Here is a 21,726-nt window from a genome sequence, read left to right as displayed (position 1 = left end):
CCCAACAGCTTCTATCTTATTTTCTGATAGTTCAATATTATCCCTTCACAAAATATTCCGCGGCGTTTTATTGATATTTGACCAAAATAATTGTACATTGTACACTAACACATAATCAGTTATATGATGAACAATTCTCGCCGTCAATTTTTAAAGCAAGCTGGAATAGGTCTTTCGGCAGCTTATCTGATGCCCAACTTGATATCTTGTCAAAATAAAGCGGGCGCCGTCAGTGACAATCCCCTGCAGAACATAGGTGTACAGCTCTATTCCATACGGGATTTAATGGATAAAGATCCAAAAGGTTCTTTGGAGCAAATTGCAAAAATTGGCTTCAAACATGTTGAGCTATATGGTATTGATCCCGCCGCCAAGCAATTCTGGAAATTACCTTATAAAGAGCTAAAAAAGATTTTGGATGGCAATGGCTTAAAAACCTATTCGGGTCATTATGACATGTCTAAATATCTCAGTAAATCCCATACAGATAAAGAAGATTTATCCATTTACTTTGATGCGGCAAAAGAGCTCGGTCAGGAATATGTTATTGCACCGGTTACACCGATGTTCGATATTAATGCACTTAAAAAAGACGACTATCTCTATGCCGCAGAACAACTTAATAAAGCAGGGGAAGAGGCGAAGAAACTCGGATTAAAAGTTGCATACCACAACCATTTCTGGGAATTTAGAGATCTGGGGAATAATACGATGGGGGAAGAAGTTATGTTAGCTTTCACAGAACCTGATCTGGTGGATTTTGAACTTGATCTTTTCTGGGCCGAGAAAGCCGGAAAAAATCCGATATCCATATTCGAAAAATTCCCGAATAGATTTAAACTATGGCATGTGAAGGATATGGACCGTACAAAATCCAATCCGATCGAATGGCCTAAGGACGGCAAGTTGCCGGTAGAACAGATCTTTAAAGATATCAGATATACCGAAGTTGGTACAGGAAGTATCAATTTTACCGAGATTGTCAAAGAGAAGGCTAAAGCAGGGCTGAAATATGCTTTTGTGGAGCAAGACGACATTTATATGCCAAATAAGATGGAGAGTCTTAAAAAGAGCTACGACTATGTGCAGGCAAATCTTATCAAATAAAAAAGGGAAGCAAATGCTTCCCTTTTTATTTGATAAATTTCCTTAGAATTGTGTATCCTCTACTTCAACGGCTGTTTCAATCACTTTACGCGCCAGTTCTTCCTTGAAGTCAATAATATTTTTACTGATCGTCTCATCGTGAGTTCCTAGAATCTGAGCGGCCAAAATACCCGCATTTTTTGCTGCATTTAAGGCAACTGTAGCCACTGGAATTCCGTTGGGCATCTGCAGGATGGATAAGACCGAATCCCATCCATCGATAGAATTAGAGGATTTTACAGGAACACCGATCACAGGTAAATGTGTAATTGAAGCGACCATTCCCGGTAAATGTGCTGCCCCGCCAGCTCCTGCAATAATCACCTTCAATCCGCGGGATGCCGCATCTTTCGCATAATCAAACATACGTTGTGGCGTACGGTGTGCCGAAACGATGGTAACTTCAAATTCTACTCCAAGGACTTTTAGGACATCAATGGCATCCTGCATAACTGGAAGATCTGATTTACTTCCCATGATAATGCCTACCTGGGCCTTATTATTGACTGACATAGTATTATTAAGCTTTAACTTTTAATATTTCTTGTACTTTTCTTGCATTGGAGATTGCTTTATCCCGATCATCATTGATGATACACACGTGGCCCATCTTGCGAAAAGGTTTTGTATATTTCTTGCCATACAGATGCAAATAAACTCCCTCCATCGCCAACACCTCTTCTACGCCATCATATTTTGCCAAACCTTCGTAGCCATTTTCGCCCAAAAGATTGATCATGACGGTATTTGTCCGACATCTCGTATCGCCCAATGGTAAATTGAATATTGCTCTTAAATGTTGTGCAAATTGAGAAACATAATTGCCCTCAATCGTTTGATGTCCGCTATTATGCGGGCGCGGAGCCAGTTCATTCACCAAAATATCTCCGTTTTTCGTTAGGAACATTTCCACGGCAAGTAAGCCCACGATCTGCAAATCGTCCGCAATTTTCTTTGCAATTGCTTCCGCACGCTGCTGAATTTCCACGCCATACAAGGATGGCGCGATAAGAAACTCAACCAAATTAGCTTGTGGATTAAATTCCATCTCTACCATCGGAAAGGTGGAGACATCCCCCCGATCGTTACGGGCGACAATGACAGCGATTTCCTTTTCAAAATCTACCCACTCTTCTATTAAACTCGGTTCTTCGAAAGCATCCTGAATATCCGCTTCAGTAACAATTTTCTTAACCCCTTTTCCATCATAACCATCTTTACGCAGTTTCTGAATGTAAGGTAGGCTCAGGGTAGGATTTTTTAAATTATCCTTTGTTGATATCAATTGAAACGCTGAGGTCGGGATATCATTTTGTTTAAAGAACTGTTTCTGCAACCCCTTATCTTGGATCAGGCGAATGATACGAGACTGTGGGTAAACGACTACGCCTTCCTCTTCCAGTTTCTCCAGGGCATCAACATTCACTTTTTCAATTTCGATCGTTATCAAATCCAGATCTTTCCCAAAATTATATACCGTCTCAAAATCACTCAATGAACCACATTCAAACTTATTGCACAGTTTCCGACAAGGAGCATTCTTATCAGGGTCCAACACATGAACGTTTACATTGTAATTAATGGCTTCCTGGATTAACATTCTTCCGAGTTGACCACCACCAAGAATGCCTAATTGCAGTTCGCCATAAAAATCTTTTGCCATAATTGATTTTAAAATCTTATAAAATTTATCTTCTAAGCTTTTTCCTTGAACAGTTGTTCGCCTAATAAGCTTTCTTTATCTATTTTTTTTTGCAGTTCAATAAATGCACCGATAAGGGCTTCTGGCCGTGGAGGACAACCTTGAACATACACATCCACCGGGATGATCCGATCCACTCCCTTAACCACATGATAGCCGTGTTGCCAATAAGGTCCACCACAATTGGAACAGGATCCCATCGAGATCACATATTTAGGATCGGGCATCTGCTCATATAGTTTTTTTATACGGTCAGCCATTTTGAATGTAACTGTACCTGCGATTATAATGACATCAGACTGTCTCGGCGAAGGTCTTGGAAAAACGCCCATCCGATCCAGGTCATAAGTCGAGGCCATCGCGCCCATCATCTCGATCGCACAACAGGCAATGCCAAAGCTCATGGGCCACATGGACGAAAGCCTCGCCCAGTTTAACAAATCATCCAATTTGGCAACAACGACACCATTATTTTGCAGTTGACTATCTAAACTCATGCTTACTCAGGTTTTTTAAATCGAGGTTTAAAAGCGATCTTTGGAGCAGCCGCTACTTCCTGTACGACAGTATTCTCCATAGCCGCGTTTGCCGGCTCCCTATAGTCCCGCACCTGATAGGTACTATTATTCAATGTGGAATAAGCACTTTGAGGAATATTTACAGGAACCTTAGGCAAAGATACATTGGGTTTCACCCATTCCAGATCGCCTTTTTTCCATACAAAAACCAATCCCAAGATTAATATACCGATAAACATGGCCATTTCAATCAGGGTAAACCAGCCCCATCGACCATCTGCGGCAATGTATTCCGATTGCCCAAATACAGTTGCCCATGGAAAAATAAAAATAAGCTCCACATCAAACAACAGGAACACCAGGGCAATGACGTAGAATCGAGGATTAAATTGTACCCAAGAGGATCCAACAGGATCTTCACCACATTCGTAAGTGCCAGATTTAATGGGATTGTTCTTTTTGGGAGAAATTAAACGTGCTAAAAAAATGGTCGCACAGACTAACAGCGCCCCTATCAGCAGAATGATAAGGATTTTGCCGTATTCCGATAATTGCGCGGGGTCATCCATAATAATTACAAATTTAACAATTATTTCGTTTACTCGAGCGAGGAACTTGAAATTACGGATTATTTATTAAAAAAATAGGGCATTGTATGCGTACAATGCCCCATATTATATAACTATACACTAAAATTACATTTTTCCTGGCATTTTAGGCATATTGCGCATCAACTTCGCGGCCATCGCCGGGTTAGACATTTGCTTCATCACCTTTCGCATATCACCAAATTGCTTCAACAATTTGTTTACTTCATTAATATCTGTTCCGGAACCTTTGGCAATACGTAAGCGACGTTTTTGATCAATTACATCCGGATTTTCACGCTCAAAAGGAGTCATCGAATCAATGATCGCTTCAATAGGTTTGAACGCATTGTCATCAACTTCAATATCTTTCATTGCCTTTCCTACGCCAGGGATCATGCCCATCAAATCTTTCATATTACCCATTTTTTTGATCTGTTGGATCTGGGATTTGAAATCATTGAAATCAAATTTATTCTTACGGATTTTCTTCTGAAGCTCAGCAGCTTGCTTTTCGTCGAACTGTTGTTGTGCACGCTCCACCAAAGATACCACGTCACCCATACCCAAAATACGGGATGCCATACGATCGGGGTAGAAAACATCCAATGCATCCATCTTTTCTCCGGTACCGATAAACTTAATTGGCTTATTGACAACGGATTTTATGGATAGCGCAGCACCACCGCGTGTATCACCATCCAATTTGGTCAATACAACACCTGTAAAATCAAGGCGATCGTTGAATGTCTTCGCTGTATTGACAGCATCCTGTCCCGTCATCGAGTCAACTACAAATAAGATCTCATCCGGTTTTGTTGCTTCCTTAACCGCAGTGATCTCCACCATCAAAGGCTCATCTATCGCCAAACGACCAGCGGTATCAATAATGACTACATTATGGCCATTGCGTTTTGCCTCTTCAACCCCCGCTTTCGCAATAGCAATCGGATCCGTTGATTCTCTATTGACATATACAGGTACACCAACTTGCTCGGCCAGCACCTCCAATTGATCAATCGCTGCCGGACGATAAACGTCACCCGCAACCAATAATGGTTTTTTGTTCTTTTTATCTTTCAGGTATAAGGCTAACTTTCCGGAAAAAGTTGTTTTACCGGCACCGTTCAGACCCGCGATCAAAATAACAGTAGGATTTTTACCAGTCTCCAGCTCGGTAACAGATCCGCCCATCAATTCTGTCAACTCATCATTCATGATTTTAGTCAACAATTGACCTGGAGAAATACTTGTTAAAACGTTCTGCCCTAAAGCTTTTTGTCTAACATCATCTGTAAAAGTTTTAGCAGTCTTGTAATTCACGTCGGCATCCAACAATGCTTTGCGAATTTCTTTCATCGTTTCAGCAACGTTGATTTCGGTAATACTGCCTTGCCCTTTTAATACCTTAAAGGCCCTATCTAGCTTATCTTGAAGATTTGAAAACATAAAATCTGAGTCTTATTCTATATAAACAGCAAAGTTAAAAAAATTGTCTGTAGTAACCTCATTAACACCCCATAAAAAATGCGACTATTAAAAATAATCGCATTTTTTTATATGCTAAAGTTGTTAAATCGTTCTTTACTCGCTTCTACGCCCGCCAAATAACATAGACGCATAGTATAAAAGTGTTACCAAGGCACTCAAAGCAGCAACTACATACGTCATGGCAGCCCATTTTAACGCATCCTTGGCACCATCGTGCTCCTCACCATTATAGGTAACTCCGGCATGATTTAACCACGCTAGCGCCCGGTTTGATGCATCGAATTCTACCGGAAGTGTGATGAACGAGAAAATTGTTGTAATAGCCAAAGCACCTACACCCACGGCCAACAACCAAGGATTACCGCCTTTGGAAAATGCAAATAACATCACACCCAGCATCAATACCCAAGAGGTCAGTTTGGAAGCCGCATTGACCATAGGCACCATTGCCGAACGGAAACCCAACCATTTGTAGGCCTTTGCATGCTGGACAGCGTGACCACATTCATGCGCCGCGACTGCCGCAGCCGCCACACTACGACCACTATACACTTCAGGACTCAGGTTTACCGTTTTATCCGATGGGTTGTAATGATCTCCCAAACGATCAGGAATGGAGATTACTTTTACGTCATAAATCCCGTTATCGTTCAGCATTTTCAGTGCGATCTCAGCACCTGACATTCCATTCCCCAATGGCATCTCCGAATACTTCTTAAATTTGTTTTTAAATCGTGTCTGGACAATTAGGCTTACCACCATTATTCCAATAAATAAAATCAAGTACATAGCTTTTATATTTTTATCGTTATTATCTTTTAATAGTTTCGATATGACTATCAAACCCTATTCCAATTCCCATAAATTGATTAAGACATGAATTTCTAAGATAATAAAAAGCGTATAACTGACAAAAAGAACAAATTCTTCTGATGCCGACATGACATTGTAGCATAAAAAAGGGGATGAAAACCTCACCCCCGTTATTGTTATTTTCTAAATTATAGTATTTTTTTCATTATCCCATCTGAAAGACCAAATCAGAGCCTTCTATCATTTTTCGCAGATTGCTCAAAGCATAGCGCATTCTTCCTAACGCAGTATTGATACTCACCTCTGTTATCTCGGCAATATCCTTAAAGCTCATATCACAAAAATGGCGCATAATCAAAACCTCTTTCTGATCATCCGGTAGTTTCTGTATCATTTTCTTTAAATCGACATCCACCTGTTGTTTCAGCATCTTAGACTCAGCACTTTCATCACTGAACTCCAACACTTCAAAAATGTCAAAACCATCTGCATTTACAATATTGGGAGCCCGTTTGGCTTTTCTGAAAAAGTCAACGATCATATTATGCGCAATACGGATCGCCCAAGGCAAAAATTTCCCCTCTTCGTTGTATTTGCCAGATTTTAAGGTATTGATGATTTTAATGAAAGTCTCCTGGAAAATATCTTCAGCAAGATATTCGTCTTTTACTTTCATATATATAGAGGTGTAAATCTTCGATTTATATCGATTCAACAATGCCTCTAGGCCGGACTCCTGGCCACCGACATACATTTGGATCAATTCTTGATCACTCTTACTTTTCAAAAGTCTCATACGTCACTTACTTTTTAGCAGTTCGCAATTAAATTATCAGTTCTGTTGTAAAATGTAAATGTTTAGCGTATAGTGTTCCTTTCTTATTGTAAAACAATCAATTAATACTAGCTCAAAGTACCGTAAAATTATTGAGTAATCAAATTTTTACATTTTATTTTAAGACTTTTTAACATTTTAAAAATTAAAAACTTCCTTCCCTTCGCAAAAAAGCACCTGACATACTTAGGTCTGCTTCGACTTATCCGGTGAATTACGCTGACCCAAATTGACCGATAACAGGGAGCTTACAGGAACCTGGTCCAGACCTCATTGGATGAAAGCGTATCAAACCGCTGTTAACTCGCTGTTATTTTAGTATAAAACGCCTATTATCCCAAAGGCTGTCTCCATATTGCCGGCAGGAAATTATAAGCTGGTTTCGCAGTTCATACTGTCTCGAAAATAACATGTTAAAAGAAGGGAACGAACATAAGCAGAGCCGGGACTTGCAAATGTAGCTTAGACCCAAAACGAAAATAGCGGAATTACCTTGGGCAATTCCGCTATTCTATATAGGAACAATCGTCTTATTTATACAATGGAAATTCAGCCATCATGGCTTTCACCTTGCCATGGATTTTATCCAATTCAGCATCGTTCGATGCATTTTGCAATGCTTCGTCAATTAATTCTCCGATTTGAACAATTTCATTTTCTTTGATTCCACGTGTTGTGATCGCCGCAGTACCAAAACGTACACCTGAAGTCACAAAAGGAGAACGTGTATCAAAAGGAACCATATTTTTGTTGGTTGTGATACCCGCTTTACCCAATACCGCTTCTGCTTCTTTACCAGAAATATCTTTGTTTCGTAGATCCACTAACATCAAGTGGTTATCCGTACCGCCAGAGATAATCTTATAATCTTTCTCAACGAAGAACTTCGCCAATGCCGCTGCATTTTTCTTCACCTGAACAATGTACTCCATGTATTCGTCAGATAAAGCTTCGCCGTAAGCAATTGCTTTTGCAGCAATTGTATGTTCCAAAGGACCGCCTTGTGTGCCTGGAAAAACAGCTAAATCCAACAACTGTGTGATTGTACGGGTTTCACCTTTAGGTGTTTTGATACCCCAAGTGTTTTCAAAGTCCTTACCAACCATAATCATACCACCACGTGGACCACGTAGTGTTTTATGTGTCGTTGTAGTAACGATATGACAATGTGGAAGTGGATCATTCAATAAACCACGAGCGATCAAACCTGCAGGATGAGAAATATCAGCCAAAACAATCGCACCGATTTCATCAGCAACTTTACGGATGCGTGCATAGTCCCAGTCACGGGAATAAGCTGAAGCACCGCAGATAATCATTTTTGGTTTTTCACGAAGTGCCGTTTCTTCCAACTGTTCGTAATCAATCAGACCTGTATCTTCTTTTACACCGTAAAATAATGGTTGATAGATCTTACCAGAAAGGTTTGCCGGTGATCCGTGAGTCAAGTGTCCACCATGAGATAAATCAAGACCTAAAATTTTGTCTCCAGGTTTGATTGTCGCCAAAAAAACAGCCGCATTTGCCTGTGCTCCAGAGTGAGGTTGAACATTTACCCATTCTGCGCCAAATAATTGCTTTGCACGATCAATTGCGATGGTTTCAATTTCATCCACAACTTCACAACCTCCATAGTAACGTTTTCCTGGGAGGCCTTCTGCATATTTATTTGTCAACACTGAACCAGCAGCTTCCATCACTTGTTTTGAAACAAAGTTTTCCGAAGCAATTAATTCAATACCTTCTTCTTGGCGTTTCAGCTCATCAGCTATTAAATTAAAAATGGCTTGATCTCTTTCCATTGTTTTTAAATGTTGTAAAGTAAATTTTGTTTTTATTTTAATGCCTCAAAGATAGCATATTCCATAAAGAATATCGACAAAAAGCCATATTTTATTAAATGTTCTTAGAAAAATAGGCTTATTTATGCGAATTAGCTAATTAACAAGGTTTCCTTTTAACTCCTATTTGGAGCCCCCCAATCCAATAAAAATTGAATGTTTTGTAAATGTCAAAAAATCTACGGCGGGCGATTTGCAATTAAAAATATGTATTTTTGTTAAAGAATTGGCTAAAACATTATCAAAATGAGCACAGAACATACAGCAATTGCTCCTGTTACCTTAACGCAAGGGGCAATCAAGGAACTCAATAAATTAAAAGATCAACAAGAAATTTCTGATGATTTTGGTTTACGTGTCGGTGTAGAAGGTGGAGGTTGTTCAGGTATGAGTTATATCCTTGGTTTTGACCAGAAAAAAGATGGCGACAGCGAGTACGAAATTGAAGGAATCCGCATTTTTATGAACAAAGCACATGGCTTATATCTTGCAGGCATGGAAATTGACTTCAAATCAGGACTTGACGCAAGAGGTTTTACTTTCAATAATCCAAATGCAAGTAGCACTTGTGGTTGTGGAAGCAGTTTTTCAGCATAAGTTGAAATTTTACACATATTCCAACAGAAAGGGGACTGCAATGCGCAATCCCTTTTTTGTTTCATGCTGATTCCAGCAGCTCGAATAGCTCATTGTCCAACATAACTCCCCTGCTTTTCTAGCTTTCATTTCGAGTTTGAGTACTCCTATCCGTACAATCCTTCCGTTTTGACAGTACCGTGAATTTTCAAAAATAGGAACTCCGCATTTAATGATATTACAGCTACAAAGCCCTCTTTCTTTTTCCATCATAATTCACTAAATTAGCGACCTTTAGAAAAGAAGCATACAACAGTCTGATGTACAAAGAATATAAGCAGTTAAATTTACCGGAGATCGGTAAAGAGATTTTGACCCGTTGGGAACAGGAAAAAATATTCGAAAAAAGTATCAATAATCGCCCTGAGAGCAAGTCATATACATTTTTTGAAGGGCCACCTTCTGCGAATGGAATGCCTGGGATCCATCACGTGATGGCTCGTACGATTAAGGATATTTTCTGTCGCTACAAGACATTGAAAGGCTACCAGGTAAAACGAAAAGGAGGCTGGGATACCCATGGCCTTCCAATTGAACTTGCTGTCGAGAAAGCTCTTGGTATTACTAAGGAGGATATTGGCAAAAAGATTACCGTAGAAGAGTATAACGACGCTTGCCGCAAGGAAGTGATGAAATATACCGATGTATGGAATGACCTAACCAACAAAATGGGGTATTGGGTCGATCTAGAGCATCCTTACATCACATATAAAAACGAATACATTGAAACATTATGGTATTTGTTAAAAGAGCTATATAAAAAAGGCTTATTGTATAAGGGTTACACCATTCAACCTTATTCACCTGCTGCAGGTACAGGATTGAGTTCGCATGAGCTTAATCAACCGGGTACGTATAAAGATGTGAAGGATACAACAATTGTTGCTGAATTTAGATTGATCAAAAGCCAGCTCCATCCCGCAATTGAAAAATTAGTAGACGATGAAGCCGAAGATGTTGCATTTATCGCCTGGACAACTACGCCTTGGACCTTACCGTCCAATACAGCCTTGGTAGTTGGTAAGAAAATAAACTATGTCAAAATCAGAACTTTCAATAAATATACAGGTGCACCAATATCTGTTGTATTGGCAAAAGATCTGATCAGCAAGCATTTTAAGGCAGAGGGACAAGATGCCTCGTTCCAAGACTATAAGTTGGGTGATAAAGTTATCCCTTGGGAACTTGCAACAGAATTTGTAGGCGAAGAGCTTGTAGGCTTACGTTATGAACAATTGTTGCCTTATATCACCAATGAAGATTTACAAGAGAATGCTTTCCGTGTAATCCCTGGTGACTTTGTGACCACCGAAGATGGTACGGGTATCGTACATGCTGCGCCGACTTATGGTGCGGATGACTTTCGTGTAGCGAAAGAACACGGTGTACCGGGTATTTTGGTGAAAGACGAAAATGGAAAAGATGTTCCTACGGTAGACCGTACGGGTCGCTTTGTGAATGAAATCACCGATTTCGCAGGACGATTTGTGAAAGAGGAATACTACAGTGCAGAAGAACGTGCGAAAGAGGACTTCAAACCTACTGACGTCTTGATCTCGATCAAACTAAAAGAGGATAATAAAGCATTTGATGTAAAAAAATACGAGCACACCTACCCACACTGTTGGCGTACAGACAAACCAGTTTTATACTATCCATTGGATAGCTGGTTTATCCGTACTACTGCGGTAAAGGAGGATTTGGTAGCTTTAAATAAAACAATCAACTGGAAACCGGAAGCAACTGGAACAGGGCGCTTTGGAAACTGGTTGGAAAACCTGGTTGATTGGAACCTTTCCCGTTCTCGTTACTGGGGAACACCACTTCCAATCTGGCGTTCAGAAGATGAGAATGAAGAGGTTTGTATCGGTTCGCTACCTGAATTAAAGTCTTTGTTAGAGGCTTCCCTGACTTCGGATATTCTATCCGCAGATGAGAAAGCGAAAAACCAAGTCTACCTAGACAAATTTGACACAGAAAAACTGGATTTACACCGTCCATATGTTGACGACATCGTTCTTGTTTCTGACGCTGGTCAAAAATTATTCCGTGAGCCTGATTTAATTGACGTATGGTTCGATTCGGGAGCAATGCCTTATGCACAATGGGGGTTGGATCACGAAAAATTGGCAAGAGGGGAAGAGTTTCCATTTAAAGATGGATTCAATCATGCATACCCAGCAGACTTCATTGCGGAAGGAGTTGATCAGACTCGTGGATGGTTCTTTACGCTACATGCGATCTCCACGATGATGTATAAATCGGTCTCTTTCAAAAACGTTGTTTCCAATGGATTGGTATTGGATAAAAACGGAAATAAGATGTCCAAACGCTTAGGCAATGGCGTTGATCCTTTCTCGACGATCGATCAATATAGTGCTGATGCTACCCGTTGGTATATGATCAGCAATGCAGCTCCTTGGGACAACTTAAAATTCAACATGGAAGGATTGGATGAGGTACGCCGCAAATTCTTTGGCACGTTATACAATACCTACGCGTTTTTTGCACTTTATGCCAACATTGATAAGTTCTCCTATGCAGAACCAGATATTGCATTAGAAAACCGTCCTGAAATCGACCGCTGGATTATCTCGTTACTAAATTCACTAACGAAAGAAGTGGATGAATATCTAGCGGATTACGAACCGACAAAAGCTGCACGTGCAATCCAAAACTTTGTGGACGAACACTTGAGTAACTGGTACGTTCGTTTGTGCCGTCGTCGTTTCTGGAAAGGAGAATATACCGAAGATAAGATTTCTGCATATCAGACATTATACACTTGTTTGGATACAATTGCGAAATTAATGTCACCGATATCGCCATTCTTCTCGGATAGACTATTCCTGGATTTGAATACTGCAACCAATAAGGAACAAGTCGAGTCAGTTCATTTAGCCAACTTCCCCGTATACGATGAAAGACTAGTGGATAAAGATCTGGAAGAACGCATGGCCTTGGCGCAGGATATTTCGTCGTTGACACTTTCACTACGTAAGAAAACGTCGATCAATGTGCGTCAGCCATTAAACAAAATCCTCGTTCCAGTATTGGACAGTGCTTTTCAAGAGAAGGTAGAAAAAGTAAAAGATTTGATACTTTCGGAAACCAATATCAAAGATATTGAGTTTATTACGGATACAACTGGTATAATCAAGAAAAAAATAAAACCAAACTTCAAAGCTCTTGGCGCGAAAGTTGGTAAGGATATGAAGTTAGTTTCTTCATCTATCCAATCGTTGACTATAGATCAAATCAGTACATTGGAATCAGCAGGTGAATTGGCCTTAACGGGCACGCCATATACTATTCTATTGAGCGATGTAGAAATTATAGCAGAGGATGTGGAGGGATGGCAAGTTGCTAATCTGGGTAAATTGACCGTAGCATTGGATGTCCATATTACCGAAGAATTGAAAAAGGAAGGTTTATCAAGAGAATTGATCAACCGTCTACAAAATTTACGGAAGGAAAAAGGACTTGAAGTGACTGATAGAATTAACGTAAAGTTAACAGCAGCCTCAGAAGTAGTCAATGCAGCGAAAGAAAATTTATCTTATATTTGCACCGAAATTCTAGCCGATTCATTGGTATTTGAAGATTCACTAACTGAAGGAGAGACCATCGAGATCGATGGCAAAGAACTTAAGGCATTAATCCAAAAAAATTAAATTATGGCAAACAACAACGAGAAAACACGCTATAGCGATTCAGAATTACAAGAATTTAAAGATATTATCTTGGACAAGCTTAGAATAGCAAAAGAAGAGCTTTCCTCGTTGACAGCAACGCTCAATAACAGCAATGCGAATGGTACAGACGATACTGCGGGTACTTACAAGACCTTAGAGGATGGTTCTGCAACGTTGGAGAAAGAGCAAACCAACCAATTGGCTGCGCGTCAAAAGAAGTTTATCGACAACCTTGAAGCAGCGTTGGTGCGCATCGAGAACAAAACGTATGGTATCTGTAGAGAAACCGGAAAACTGATTCAAAAAGAACGTTTGAAAGCTGTTCCGCATACGACGTTGAGCATCGAAGCGAAAAACAAACAATATTAATTTTAAGCAAAAATATATGGTCTTTGCTCCGGCAAAGACCATTTTTATAGCACAATGAAGGGGTATACGAAACCAGTCGCACTAATTGTCGCGATTCTTTTAATAGACCAATTGTCAAAAATATGGGTTAAGCTCTCTATGACAATTGGACAAAGTCATCACATATTAGGCAAATTCTTCCAGATCCATTTTATTGAAAATAACGGAATGGCTTATGGAATGGAATTTGGTGGCGATTACGGGAAATTGTTCCTGACCGTGTTTCGGATACTGGCCGTCGCTGGTATTGGCTATGGTCTACACTACATGATTAAGAATAAATACAACCGTGGTTTTATATTAAATGTAGCCTTGATTCTCGCCGGTGCTTTGGGCAATATCATTGATTCGGCATTCTATGGGGTGATCTTCAGTGAGAGCACCTTTTACGACAAAGCATCCTTATTTCCAGCTGCCGGGGGGTATTCATCCTTCTTGCATGGAAAAGTCGTCGATATGCTTTATTTCCCATTAATCGAAGGAACTTTCCCTACCTGGGTACCTTTTTGGGGTGGCGAAGATTTTCTATTCTTCAGGCCAGTTTTTAATATCGCTGATTCGGCAATCTCAGTAGGTGTTGTGTTAATACTACTATTCCAAAAACGGTATTTTAAAACGGAAAAAGAGGAAAAATCTAGTATCCATAGCGAAATCGTTGAAGATTAACGAAATATATTACAAAAGCCTTGTTAATCACAAGGCTTTTCTTTTAAAAAGTTAAAAATAAAATGGGGATCATAATCCGGTTATCAAGTAACCTAGTCATGTAGGTAATGGTGATCTCCACACTAAACATCAAAAATGAAAAACATAAACTTATTCCTAATCGTCTGCTTACTTTTTGTGACAAAATACGCGCTAGCACAGCAAATTGAAATTCCAAAGCTAAAAAAACATATCTACTACCTGGCAGATGACAAGATGAAAGGTAGAGGAACGGGTAGCAAAGAAGTATTCAAAGCAGCAGACTATATCGAAAAAGAATTCAAAAAATATAAATTACAGCCCAAAGGTGACCATGGTTACCGTCAGTCTTTCAAAGCCAAAGTATGGAAAGTGAAAGTAGCCGACAGTATCCGTGATGCAGACAACATTATCGGCTTTGTTGATAATGGAGCAGCCCTGACAGTGGTGATAGGTGCTCATTACGATCATTTGGGTACAGGCCACCAAGGTAGTTCAAAAGATTCCTTAGGTGTGGGAAAAATCCACAATGGTGCTGATGATAATGCTTCCGGTACCGCCGGTTTATTGGAACTTGCCCGTTATTTTAGTACCAACAAGGAAAAAGAACCTTACAATCTATTATTTATAGCCTTTGGCGCTGAGGAGCTGGGATTAGTAGGTTCCAAATATTTTACGGAGCACCCCACCCTACCGCTTGAAAAAATCACCGCCATGCTCAATATGGATATGATCGGCCGCTATAATTCTGACAATGGACTTGCCGTCATCGGATATGGCACAAGCAGCCAATGGCCAACGATTTTTAAAGATATCCAGGCACCAATAAAATTTAACCTGAGCAAGGACGGTAACGGCGGATCCGATCAGACTTCCTTTTATAAAAAGAATATTCCAGTATTATTTTTCCATACCGGTGGGCATCCAGACTACCACATGCCTACCGATGATGCAGACAAAATTGATTACAAGGCATTGAAATCTATTCTTGACCTGGAAAAATCGGTGATTGAAAATGTGATGAAACAGTCCGATAAAATGGATTTTATCTGGACGAACTAAATATATAAAATCCCGCTTGTTTTTTTTAGAATCCCGGCTTAGTCCCGGAAACAACTTGATCGGGATGAATGATACAGTGTAAGTCCCTATTGAACTAAAAGACGGATAAAAAATAACTATACGGATGAAAAAAATTCTTGTCACAGGATCCAACGGCTTTTTGGGTCAAAAGGTCGTAGACCTACTTGCCGGAGATGACCGCTATGAAGTTACAGCCATTTCAAAAGGCTCAAACAGAAATCCAAATCAAGTTGGATATGTATTTGAGCAGATTGATTTACTGGATCATACAAAACTGACGGATTTTTTATCCAGTCATAGCTTTGATACGATTGTACATACTGCAGCGATGACCAGTGTCGAAGCATGTGAGGTCGATAAGGCGGCCTGCCAGCTGATCAATGTAGATCTGGTACAAACCTTGGCGAGCTACTGCGAAAAAAATCAGGCACAGTTGGTTCATCTCTCCACCGATTTCGTATTCGATGGCAAAAAAGGTAGTCCCTATCATGAACAGGATTTACCAAATCCCCAAAGTGAATATGGGAAAAGTAAACATGCCTCGGAGCAAGTACTCGAACAATCTTCCTGCAAGTATGCCATTTTACGTACAATTTTAGTCTATGGTATAAATGCTGACCCAAACCGCTCCAATTTAGTGCTATGGGCAAAGGGAAAGCTTATACAAAAAGAAGCGATAAAAGTAGTCAATGACCAATGGAGAATGCCTACATTTGTAGATGATTTAGCGTATGCTTGTCAATTGGCCATTGAACGAAACGCTCAGGGGATATTCCATATCTCCGGGGCAGAATTGATGTCCATCAATGAAGCGGTTTATGCAATTGCAGATTATTGGCAACTGGACAAATCATTGATCTCGGAAATCAGTGCAGCAAGTATCGGACAAGCGGACAACAGGCCGCGTCTGACAGGTTTTGATCTCAGTAAATCCAAAAACGAACTGGGCTATGTACCGACGTCATTTGTGGAGTCCTTGGCAATAATTGATAGGCAATCTAAGGAACTTGGAAGATAATGACAAAAAATAATATGATAGAGAAATTTGCGAGAGAGTCATACACGGAGATGAATGAATTGGTCCTTCCGAATGATACCAATACGTTTGGAAATCTCATGGGCGGCCGTTTATTATATTGGATGGATATCTGTTCGGCTATTGCTGCACAGAAGCATTGTAGCAATGTGGTCGTTACGGTATCTGTAGATAATGTATCTTTTAAGCGTTCGATCAAACTGGGTGAAGTGGTCACCATACAGGCACAAGTCACCCGTGCATTTAACAGTTCGTTAGAGGTACGCATGGAAATTTTTGCATCAAATTTGCCGGAGGGCACTCGCGTAAAAACCAATGAAGCGTATTATACTTTTGTTGCCGTTGATGCCGACAATAACCCTAAAACTGTGCCGGTATTGATTCCTGAAACAGAATCAGAACACAAAGCTTATGAAGATGCATTGCAACGCAGAGAGCTTCGCCTTATTCTCGCGGGAAAACTAAAGCCCGAAAATGCAAAAAAACTAAAAGCATTGGTCAGTCTGTTCAGCCAGAAAAACTAATATAGGACTGATACATTGCTATAAAAGAAAGCGAGTACATGTCGACATGTACTCGCTTTCTTTTTATTGGCTACAAAAAATATGATTTTGCACCTTTTATTTCGAATGGTTACTCCCCATTGCCTAAAGCTAAGATCCGGTCGAATTCCTCAGGCTTTAGCGGCATCACCGATAGACGGCCCTGTCTCACCAAAGCGATATCCTGTAATTGCTCATCTGCTTTGATGGTATCCAGCGTAACAGATTTCTTCAGTGTTTCAACAGGAGCCAAGTCTACGACAACCCAGCGTTCATCATCGGTTGTTGGGTCCTGATAAAATTCTTTCACTACCTTCGCGACACCAACGACATCCTTTCCCTCGTTGCTATGATAGAAAAGGACCAAATCGCCTTCCTTCATCGCTTTCATGTTATTCCTAGCCTGGTAATTGCGAACACCATCCCAAAACGTCTGTCCATCTTTATTAAATTGCTCCCAACTATATTTAAATGGTTCAGATTTCACTAAGAAATATTGCATAATCAACTGTTTGTTAAGCGTTAAAAACTATTGTTGTGGCATTAATACTTCCATTTTGTCCGCGAAATGCGCACAGTAATCGCGCAAGTCACCAATAACCTTCTCGGCCATGGGATCTCCGCCCGAGGAACGGATAAAGGAGTCGCCCAAAGTTTGTAAAGTTTCGTAAAAAAAACGCTTCATCTCATCGTACGGCATGTCTTTTGTCCAAAGGTCGATACGCATTGAATTTTTATAATGTGAATCCCATAGGGCTAAAAACATCGCTTTCGCGGGTAATTCTTCCGCATTATTTCCGTCTGTGGACGACCACATGATGTTTTCAGGAACATTGTTTTCGTCAAGCTCTACTTGTAATTTTATTTCTGCTTTTTTCATTTTAGTATTGAGTATTGAGAAAGGCGTATAAAGTATTGAGATTTTACCTCAACCAGCCCACGGCTTCCGCACCATCTCCGTTTTTTTAATTTCCTTTTTTATTTATCAACTGACTGTTACCTTTATGATCAAACTTACTACACAGACTAGGACCAAAAATGCCAGTTGCAACAGCCACATTTTCTTATTTTCTTTAATGAGTACTCTAAACAAAATATCTACCACTGTCAGTAGTACCATCAACGCGATAAACGCTCCCCATGTAAAGAGTGCCTTTTCGTCATTGGGATTTTCCATGACAAACCAGGCGACCAAACATGCACTAGCAATATTTAATGGGGTAAACCGCATGTTGGTTATCGTTTCTTGAAATTACGGCTTGGTCCTGTAGATTTACCACCGCCCGATTTGCCCTTGCTTTTGGCCTTTGGCTTATAACCTGAGGCACGTTGCGCTTCGCGGACTTCCTTTTGTTTGATCACATATTTTTTCTCATGGAAAGCGCCCTGATAATCCGGGTTATCTTTTTTCTTTTGATTATCAATATCGCGTGCAATATCCTGTTTCTCCTGAAAAGGCGTCTTCTCCACGAATACCTCCTCTGGGATTGGATACACCGGAATACTCTGTTTGATCAATTTTTCAATTTTTCGAACATAGTATTTCTCGGCCTCATTGCAAAAAGTGATCGCATCCCCTTCATTAAACGCCCGGCCTGTACGTCCAATACGATGTACATAGTCTTCGATGACAATAGGCACTTCGAAATTGATCACGTGGCTTACATTGGAAACATCAAGTCCCCGTGCCGCCACATCCGTTGCAACAAGGATACGGATATTCCCTTCCTTAAATGCATTGATTGAGTTGATACGTGTGTTCTGTCCTTTATTGGCATGAATGACACGGACTTCGTCTTTGCCATATTTACGTTCCAGGAAATGAAAAACATTGTCCGCAACTTGTTTCGTTTTACAAAAAACAATCAGTCTGCTAAAAGCTTCATCGTCTTTCAATAGATGCTGCAGTAAATTTAACTTGGTTTTTTGATTGGGAACAAAATATAAAGCCTGACTGACCGTTTTAGCCGGTGTCGCCTGTTCAGAAACTTCTATTACAGTGGGAAAAGCCAGAAAATCACCGGCAATTTTACGAACAAGTTCGCTCATGGTCGCCGAGAACAATAAATTTTGGCGTTTGCGCGGCACGATTTCCAATACGCGGTGAATCTTACTGATGAAACCCATATCCATCATCTTATCCGCTTCATCCAATACCAAAAATTTGAGTGACTTCACGACAATATGTCCTTCCAAATATAAATCCAAGAATCGTCCAGGTGTAGCGACAATAATATCAACTCCTTTTTCAAGGGTTTCAATCTGTGTCTTAGGCCCTAGTCCGCCGTATAAAACCACCGAACGCAAATCGAGGTAAGTAGAAAATAGCCTGATATTCTCTTCGATCTGCATGGCCAATTCTCTGGTTGGTGTTAAGATCAACGCTCGCGCATCAATTCCTTGGGCGTATTTCAATTTCATCAGGATGGGCAATACAAATGCAGCCGTTTTTCCGGTTCCTGTCTGGGCTATTCCCATCACATCTTGCCCCGCCAATATCGGTGTAATTGCCTTCTCCTGGATCTCAGTCGGTTGTTCATAACCTGCCTCTGTGATCGCGTTTAAGATCTGTTTATTGAATTTAAAATTTTCAAATGTTTGCTGCATCCTACAAAGATAAGGAAAAGAGTCCATTTGACTTTCCTCGATGGACATTCCCGTACACATTTACTTTTAATTGACATAAAAATTGGGAAAAAGCATAATATAAAGTCTAATATTTTGGTTTTTAACAGAATTAAAGCATTTTTGTAGGGTATAAACAAACTTTTTATCAGGTTGATATGAAAAAATTATGGATGTGTTTGTTGCTGATAACAACAAGCTTTGCTGCATTTGCCGATGAGGGAATGTGGTTTTTAATGTATCTAAAGCGTCTGAATGAGGCTGATATGCAAAAAAAAGGTCTTCGTTTAAGCGCCGAAGAGATCTACAGCATTAACCACTCGAGTTTAAAAGATGCGATTGTGCAATTTGGCGGTGGTTGTACCGCAGAGATTGTTTCTGACCAAGGGTTGGTATTCACCAATCACCACTGCGGCTATGGTGCAATTGCTGAATTGTCCACACCTGAGAATGACCACTTGACAAATGGTTTCTGGGCAAAGACAAAAAGCGAGGAATTGAAACCAAAATCCCTATCTGTCCGCTTCTTCGTACGAATGGATGATGTTTCAAAACGCATCTTAGGTTTGGTCAATAATAAAATGACTGAGGATGAGCGCAACAAAATTATCGCTGCTGAGATCGCTAAAATCCAAAAGGAGAACAGCGAAAATGGTAAGTATGTTGTTGAGGTAAAATCTTTCTACCAAGGTAATGAGTATTATTACTTTGTGTACCAAGATTATAACGATGTACGTTTAGTCGGAACGCCACCAAATAGCATCGGTAAATTCGGTGGAGACACTGACAACTGGGAATGGCCACGTCACACAGGCGACTTTTCGATTTTCCGTGTCTATGCAGACAGAAACGGAAACCCTGCGGAGTATGCACAGGACAATGTTCCGTTGAAACCAAAACATTTCTTACCAGTCAGTTTAAAAGGTATTCAAGAAGGCGATTTTGCAATGATCTTGGGTTATCCCGGCCGTACAAACCGTTGGATGCCTTCGGGTGGAATCAATCAAAACGTAAAATTTGCATACCCTGCTTGGGTAGAGGCCTCCAAAACGGGCATGGATGCCATGAAAAAATTCATGGACCAAGATCAAGCAGTTAAGTTGAATTATGCGTCGAAATACTCTCAGGTGGCCAATTATTGGAAAAACCGCCAAGGTATGATTGACGCGTTGACCTTACATAAAACAGCAGCGTCAAAAGCTAAAGATGAGGTTAAATTTGACAAATGGGCAAACAAGGCTGCCAACAAAGCGGAATACGGAGACGTGATCAAAATAATTAATGCTTACTNNATACCGCAACCAACGAGAAAGCGAGACATGACAACTATCTCATGGGAATGATTCGCTCCAGTGCGATTGCGACATTGCCGTACACGATCGGCTCCGGCTTAGAAGTTTATGCTGCAGGCGATGAAGCACGGAGAAAAGATATTCTTCCTCGCTTAAAATCGGCGATCGATGCTGGCTATGAAAAAATGTATCTGCCTTTGGAAGAACAGGTGTTGATCGACGAATTAAATCTATATGCAAAAAAAGCGGGGAATATTGCACCTTATGTTGCTGAGTTGGCTGCTAAAAACAATAATGATTTTACAGCTTACATCAAAGAATCCGTAAAGAACAGCATTTTCGCTTCTGCTGAGCGTTTGAACAATTATTTAGAGAATCCAAATGCTGAAATTTTGGCAAACGATCCGTTGTACAAGTTATCTTCAGCATTGATCAGTAAATACCGTCAGGAAGATCCGAGCTTAAAAGTTGAGCAAGACAAGTTTGATGGGGCTTACCGTAAATACGTCGCCGGTGTGTTGGCTTCCAATCCAAAAGGAAAGTTCTATCCGGATGCAAACAGCACATTGCGTCTTTCATATGGTTCAATCAAAGGCTTGCCACAAGACCCGCGCAATGACGCTGACAAGAACTTCTACACGACTTTAAAAGGTACTATCGCAAAGTACAAAAAAGGTGATGAAGAGTTCGATTTGCCCCAACGTTTGATGGATCTGTACAAAAATAAGGACTATGGGCGTTATGCTGACAAAAAAGGGTATTTACCAGTAAACTTCCTAAGTGACAACGACA

General features: G+C 40.3%; 22 protein-coding genes. 10 read left to right on the top strand and 12 right to left on the bottom strand.

Annotation, left to right across the window (positions count from 1 at the left end; all coding sequences use genetic code 11):
* Positions 1 to 123: 123 nt before the first annotated feature.
* A complete protein-coding gene (locus B4G94_RS03075) occupies positions 124 to 1,107 on the top strand; it encodes a sugar phosphate isomerase/epimerase family protein (protein WP_286857097.1) in 984 nt (327 codons plus the stop codon).
* Between the two features lie 42 nt (positions 1,108 to 1,149).
* Here B4G94_RS03075 and purE read toward each other — a convergent pair whose 3' ends face one another.
* The 8 genes from purE to glyA form a co-directional block, all read right to left on the bottom strand.
* Complete coding sequence (gene purE, locus B4G94_RS03070) at positions 1,150 to 1,659, bottom strand: 5-(carboxyamino)imidazole ribonucleotide mutase (RefSeq protein ID WP_104384899.1); 510 nt, start codon at positions 1,657 to 1,659, stop codon at positions 1,150 to 1,152.
* Positions 1,660 to 1,666: 7 nt separating this feature from the next.
* A complete protein-coding gene (locus B4G94_RS03065; RefSeq protein WP_286857094.1) occupies positions 1,667 to 2,809 on the bottom strand; it encodes a 5-(carboxyamino)imidazole ribonucleotide synthase in 1,143 nt (380 codons plus the stop codon).
* A 32-nt stretch (positions 2,810 to 2,841) separates the two neighbouring features.
* On the bottom strand, positions 2,842 to 3,345 hold the full coding sequence (locus B4G94_RS03060) for an NADH-quinone oxidoreductase subunit B (protein ID WP_104384901.1): 504 nt from the start codon (positions 3,343 to 3,345) through the stop codon (positions 2,842 to 2,844).
* Positions 3,346 to 3,347: 2 nt separating this feature from the next.
* Complete coding sequence (locus B4G94_RS03055; protein WP_108635903.1) at positions 3,348 to 3,935, bottom strand: NADH-quinone oxidoreductase subunit A; 588 nt, start codon at positions 3,933 to 3,935, stop codon at positions 3,348 to 3,350.
* A 126-nt stretch (positions 3,936 to 4,061) separates the two neighbouring features.
* On the bottom strand, positions 4,062 to 5,402 hold the full coding sequence (ffh, locus tag B4G94_RS03050; protein WP_108635904.1) for a signal recognition particle protein: 1,341 nt from the start codon (positions 5,400 to 5,402) through the stop codon (positions 4,062 to 4,064).
* A gap of 135 nt (positions 5,403 to 5,537) precedes the next feature.
* Entirely contained in the window at positions 5,538 to 6,233 is a 696-nt protein-coding gene (locus tag B4G94_RS03045) for a zinc metallopeptidase (RefSeq protein WP_108636104.1), read from the bottom strand.
* Between the two features lie 229 nt (positions 6,234 to 6,462).
* Positions 6,463 to 7,053 (bottom strand): RNA polymerase sigma factor, encoded by a 591-nt coding sequence (locus B4G94_RS03040; RefSeq protein ID WP_077437828.1) that lies wholly within the window; start codon positions 7,051 to 7,053, stop codon positions 6,463 to 6,465.
* Between the two features lie 569 nt (positions 7,054 to 7,622).
* A complete protein-coding gene (gene glyA / locus B4G94_RS03035) occupies positions 7,623 to 8,894 on the bottom strand; it encodes a serine hydroxymethyltransferase (RefSeq protein WP_286857091.1) in 1,272 nt (423 codons plus the stop codon).
* A 285-nt stretch (positions 8,895 to 9,179) separates the two neighbouring features.
* Between glyA and B4G94_RS03030 the strand changes: the two genes are divergently transcribed.
* The 7 genes from B4G94_RS03030 to B4G94_RS03000 all read left to right on the top strand — a co-directional run bounded on the left by B4G94_RS03030 (position 9,180) and on the right by B4G94_RS03000 (position 16,999).
* Positions 9,180 to 9,530 (top strand): HesB/IscA family protein, encoded by a 351-nt coding sequence (locus B4G94_RS03030; protein ID WP_108635906.1) that lies wholly within the window; start codon positions 9,180 to 9,182, stop codon positions 9,528 to 9,530.
* A 299-nt stretch (positions 9,531 to 9,829) separates the two neighbouring features.
* A complete protein-coding gene (gene ileS / locus B4G94_RS03025; RefSeq protein ID WP_286857089.1) occupies positions 9,830 to 13,243 on the top strand; it encodes an isoleucine--tRNA ligase in 3,414 nt (1,137 codons plus the stop codon).
* A gap of 3 nt (positions 13,244 to 13,246) precedes the next feature.
* Positions 13,247 to 13,633 carry a TraR/DksA family transcriptional regulator gene (locus B4G94_RS03020; RefSeq protein ID WP_046674049.1) on the top strand — a complete coding sequence of 129 codons (387 nt, stop codon included), beginning with the start codon at positions 13,247 to 13,249 and terminating at the stop codon, positions 13,631 to 13,633.
* A 54-nt stretch (positions 13,634 to 13,687) separates the two neighbouring features.
* Entirely contained in the window at positions 13,688 to 14,338 is a 651-nt protein-coding gene (locus tag B4G94_RS03015; RefSeq protein ID WP_108635909.1) for a lipoprotein signal peptidase, read from the top strand.
* A gap of 135 nt (positions 14,339 to 14,473) precedes the next feature.
* A complete protein-coding gene (locus tag B4G94_RS03010) occupies positions 14,474 to 15,418 on the top strand; it encodes a M20/M25/M40 family metallo-hydrolase (protein ID WP_286857086.1) in 945 nt (314 codons plus the stop codon).
* A gap of 124 nt (positions 15,419 to 15,542) precedes the next feature.
* Positions 15,543 to 16,457, top strand: a complete 915-nt coding sequence (locus B4G94_RS03005; protein WP_286857084.1) for an SDR family oxidoreductase — start codon at positions 15,543 to 15,545, stop codon at positions 16,455 to 16,457.
* A 14-nt stretch (positions 16,458 to 16,471) separates the two neighbouring features.
* On the top strand, positions 16,472 to 16,999 hold the full coding sequence (locus B4G94_RS03000) for an acyl-CoA thioesterase (protein WP_108636105.1): 528 nt from the start codon (positions 16,472 to 16,474) through the stop codon (positions 16,997 to 16,999).
* Positions 17,000 to 17,108: 109 nt separating this feature from the next.
* Here B4G94_RS03000 and B4G94_RS02995 read toward each other — a convergent pair whose 3' ends face one another.
* The 4 genes from B4G94_RS02995 to B4G94_RS02980 form a co-directional block, all read right to left on the bottom strand.
* Positions 17,109 to 17,519: an EVE domain-containing protein gene (locus tag B4G94_RS02995; protein WP_286857083.1), complete on the bottom strand. Its 411-nt coding sequence runs from the start codon at positions 17,517 to 17,519 to the stop codon at positions 17,109 to 17,111.
* A 27-nt stretch (positions 17,520 to 17,546) separates the two neighbouring features.
* Positions 17,547 to 17,897 (bottom strand): gliding motility protein GldC, encoded by a 351-nt coding sequence (gldC, locus tag B4G94_RS02990; RefSeq protein WP_088160288.1) that lies wholly within the window; start codon positions 17,895 to 17,897, stop codon positions 17,547 to 17,549.
* A gap of 105 nt (positions 17,898 to 18,002) precedes the next feature.
* On the bottom strand, positions 18,003 to 18,248 hold the full coding sequence (locus B4G94_RS02985; RefSeq protein WP_165305661.1) for a hypothetical protein: 246 nt from the start codon (positions 18,246 to 18,248) through the stop codon (positions 18,003 to 18,005).
* 5 nt (positions 18,249 to 18,253) lie between these two features.
* Positions 18,254 to 19,624, bottom strand: a complete 1,371-nt coding sequence (locus B4G94_RS02980; RefSeq protein ID WP_286857082.1) for a DEAD/DEAH box helicase — start codon at positions 19,622 to 19,624, stop codon at positions 18,254 to 18,256.
* A gap of 176 nt (positions 19,625 to 19,800) precedes the next feature.
* Here B4G94_RS02980 and B4G94_RS02975 point away from each other — a divergent pair, with 176 nt between their 5' ends.
* Both B4G94_RS02975 and B4G94_RS02970 read left to right on the top strand, forming a co-directional pair.
* A complete protein-coding gene (locus B4G94_RS02975; protein ID WP_286857081.1) occupies positions 19,801 to 20,985 on the top strand; it encodes a S46 family peptidase in 1,185 nt (394 codons plus the stop codon).
* The coding region (locus B4G94_RS02970) for a S46 family peptidase (protein WP_286857079.1) at positions 20,976 to 21,726 on the top strand (751 nt) is incomplete at its 3' end. The genes B4G94_RS02975 and B4G94_RS02970, both read left to right, overlap by 10 nt.

It is taken from the genome of Sphingobacterium sp. UBA7625, assembly GCF_002484085.1.
GTDB classification, from domain to species: domain Bacteria; phylum Bacteroidota; class Bacteroidia; order Sphingobacteriales; family Sphingobacteriaceae; genus Sphingobacterium; species Sphingobacterium athyrii.
Note: the sequence above shows the minus strand (reverse complement) of the source record. Positions and strands in the feature narration are given on the sequence as shown.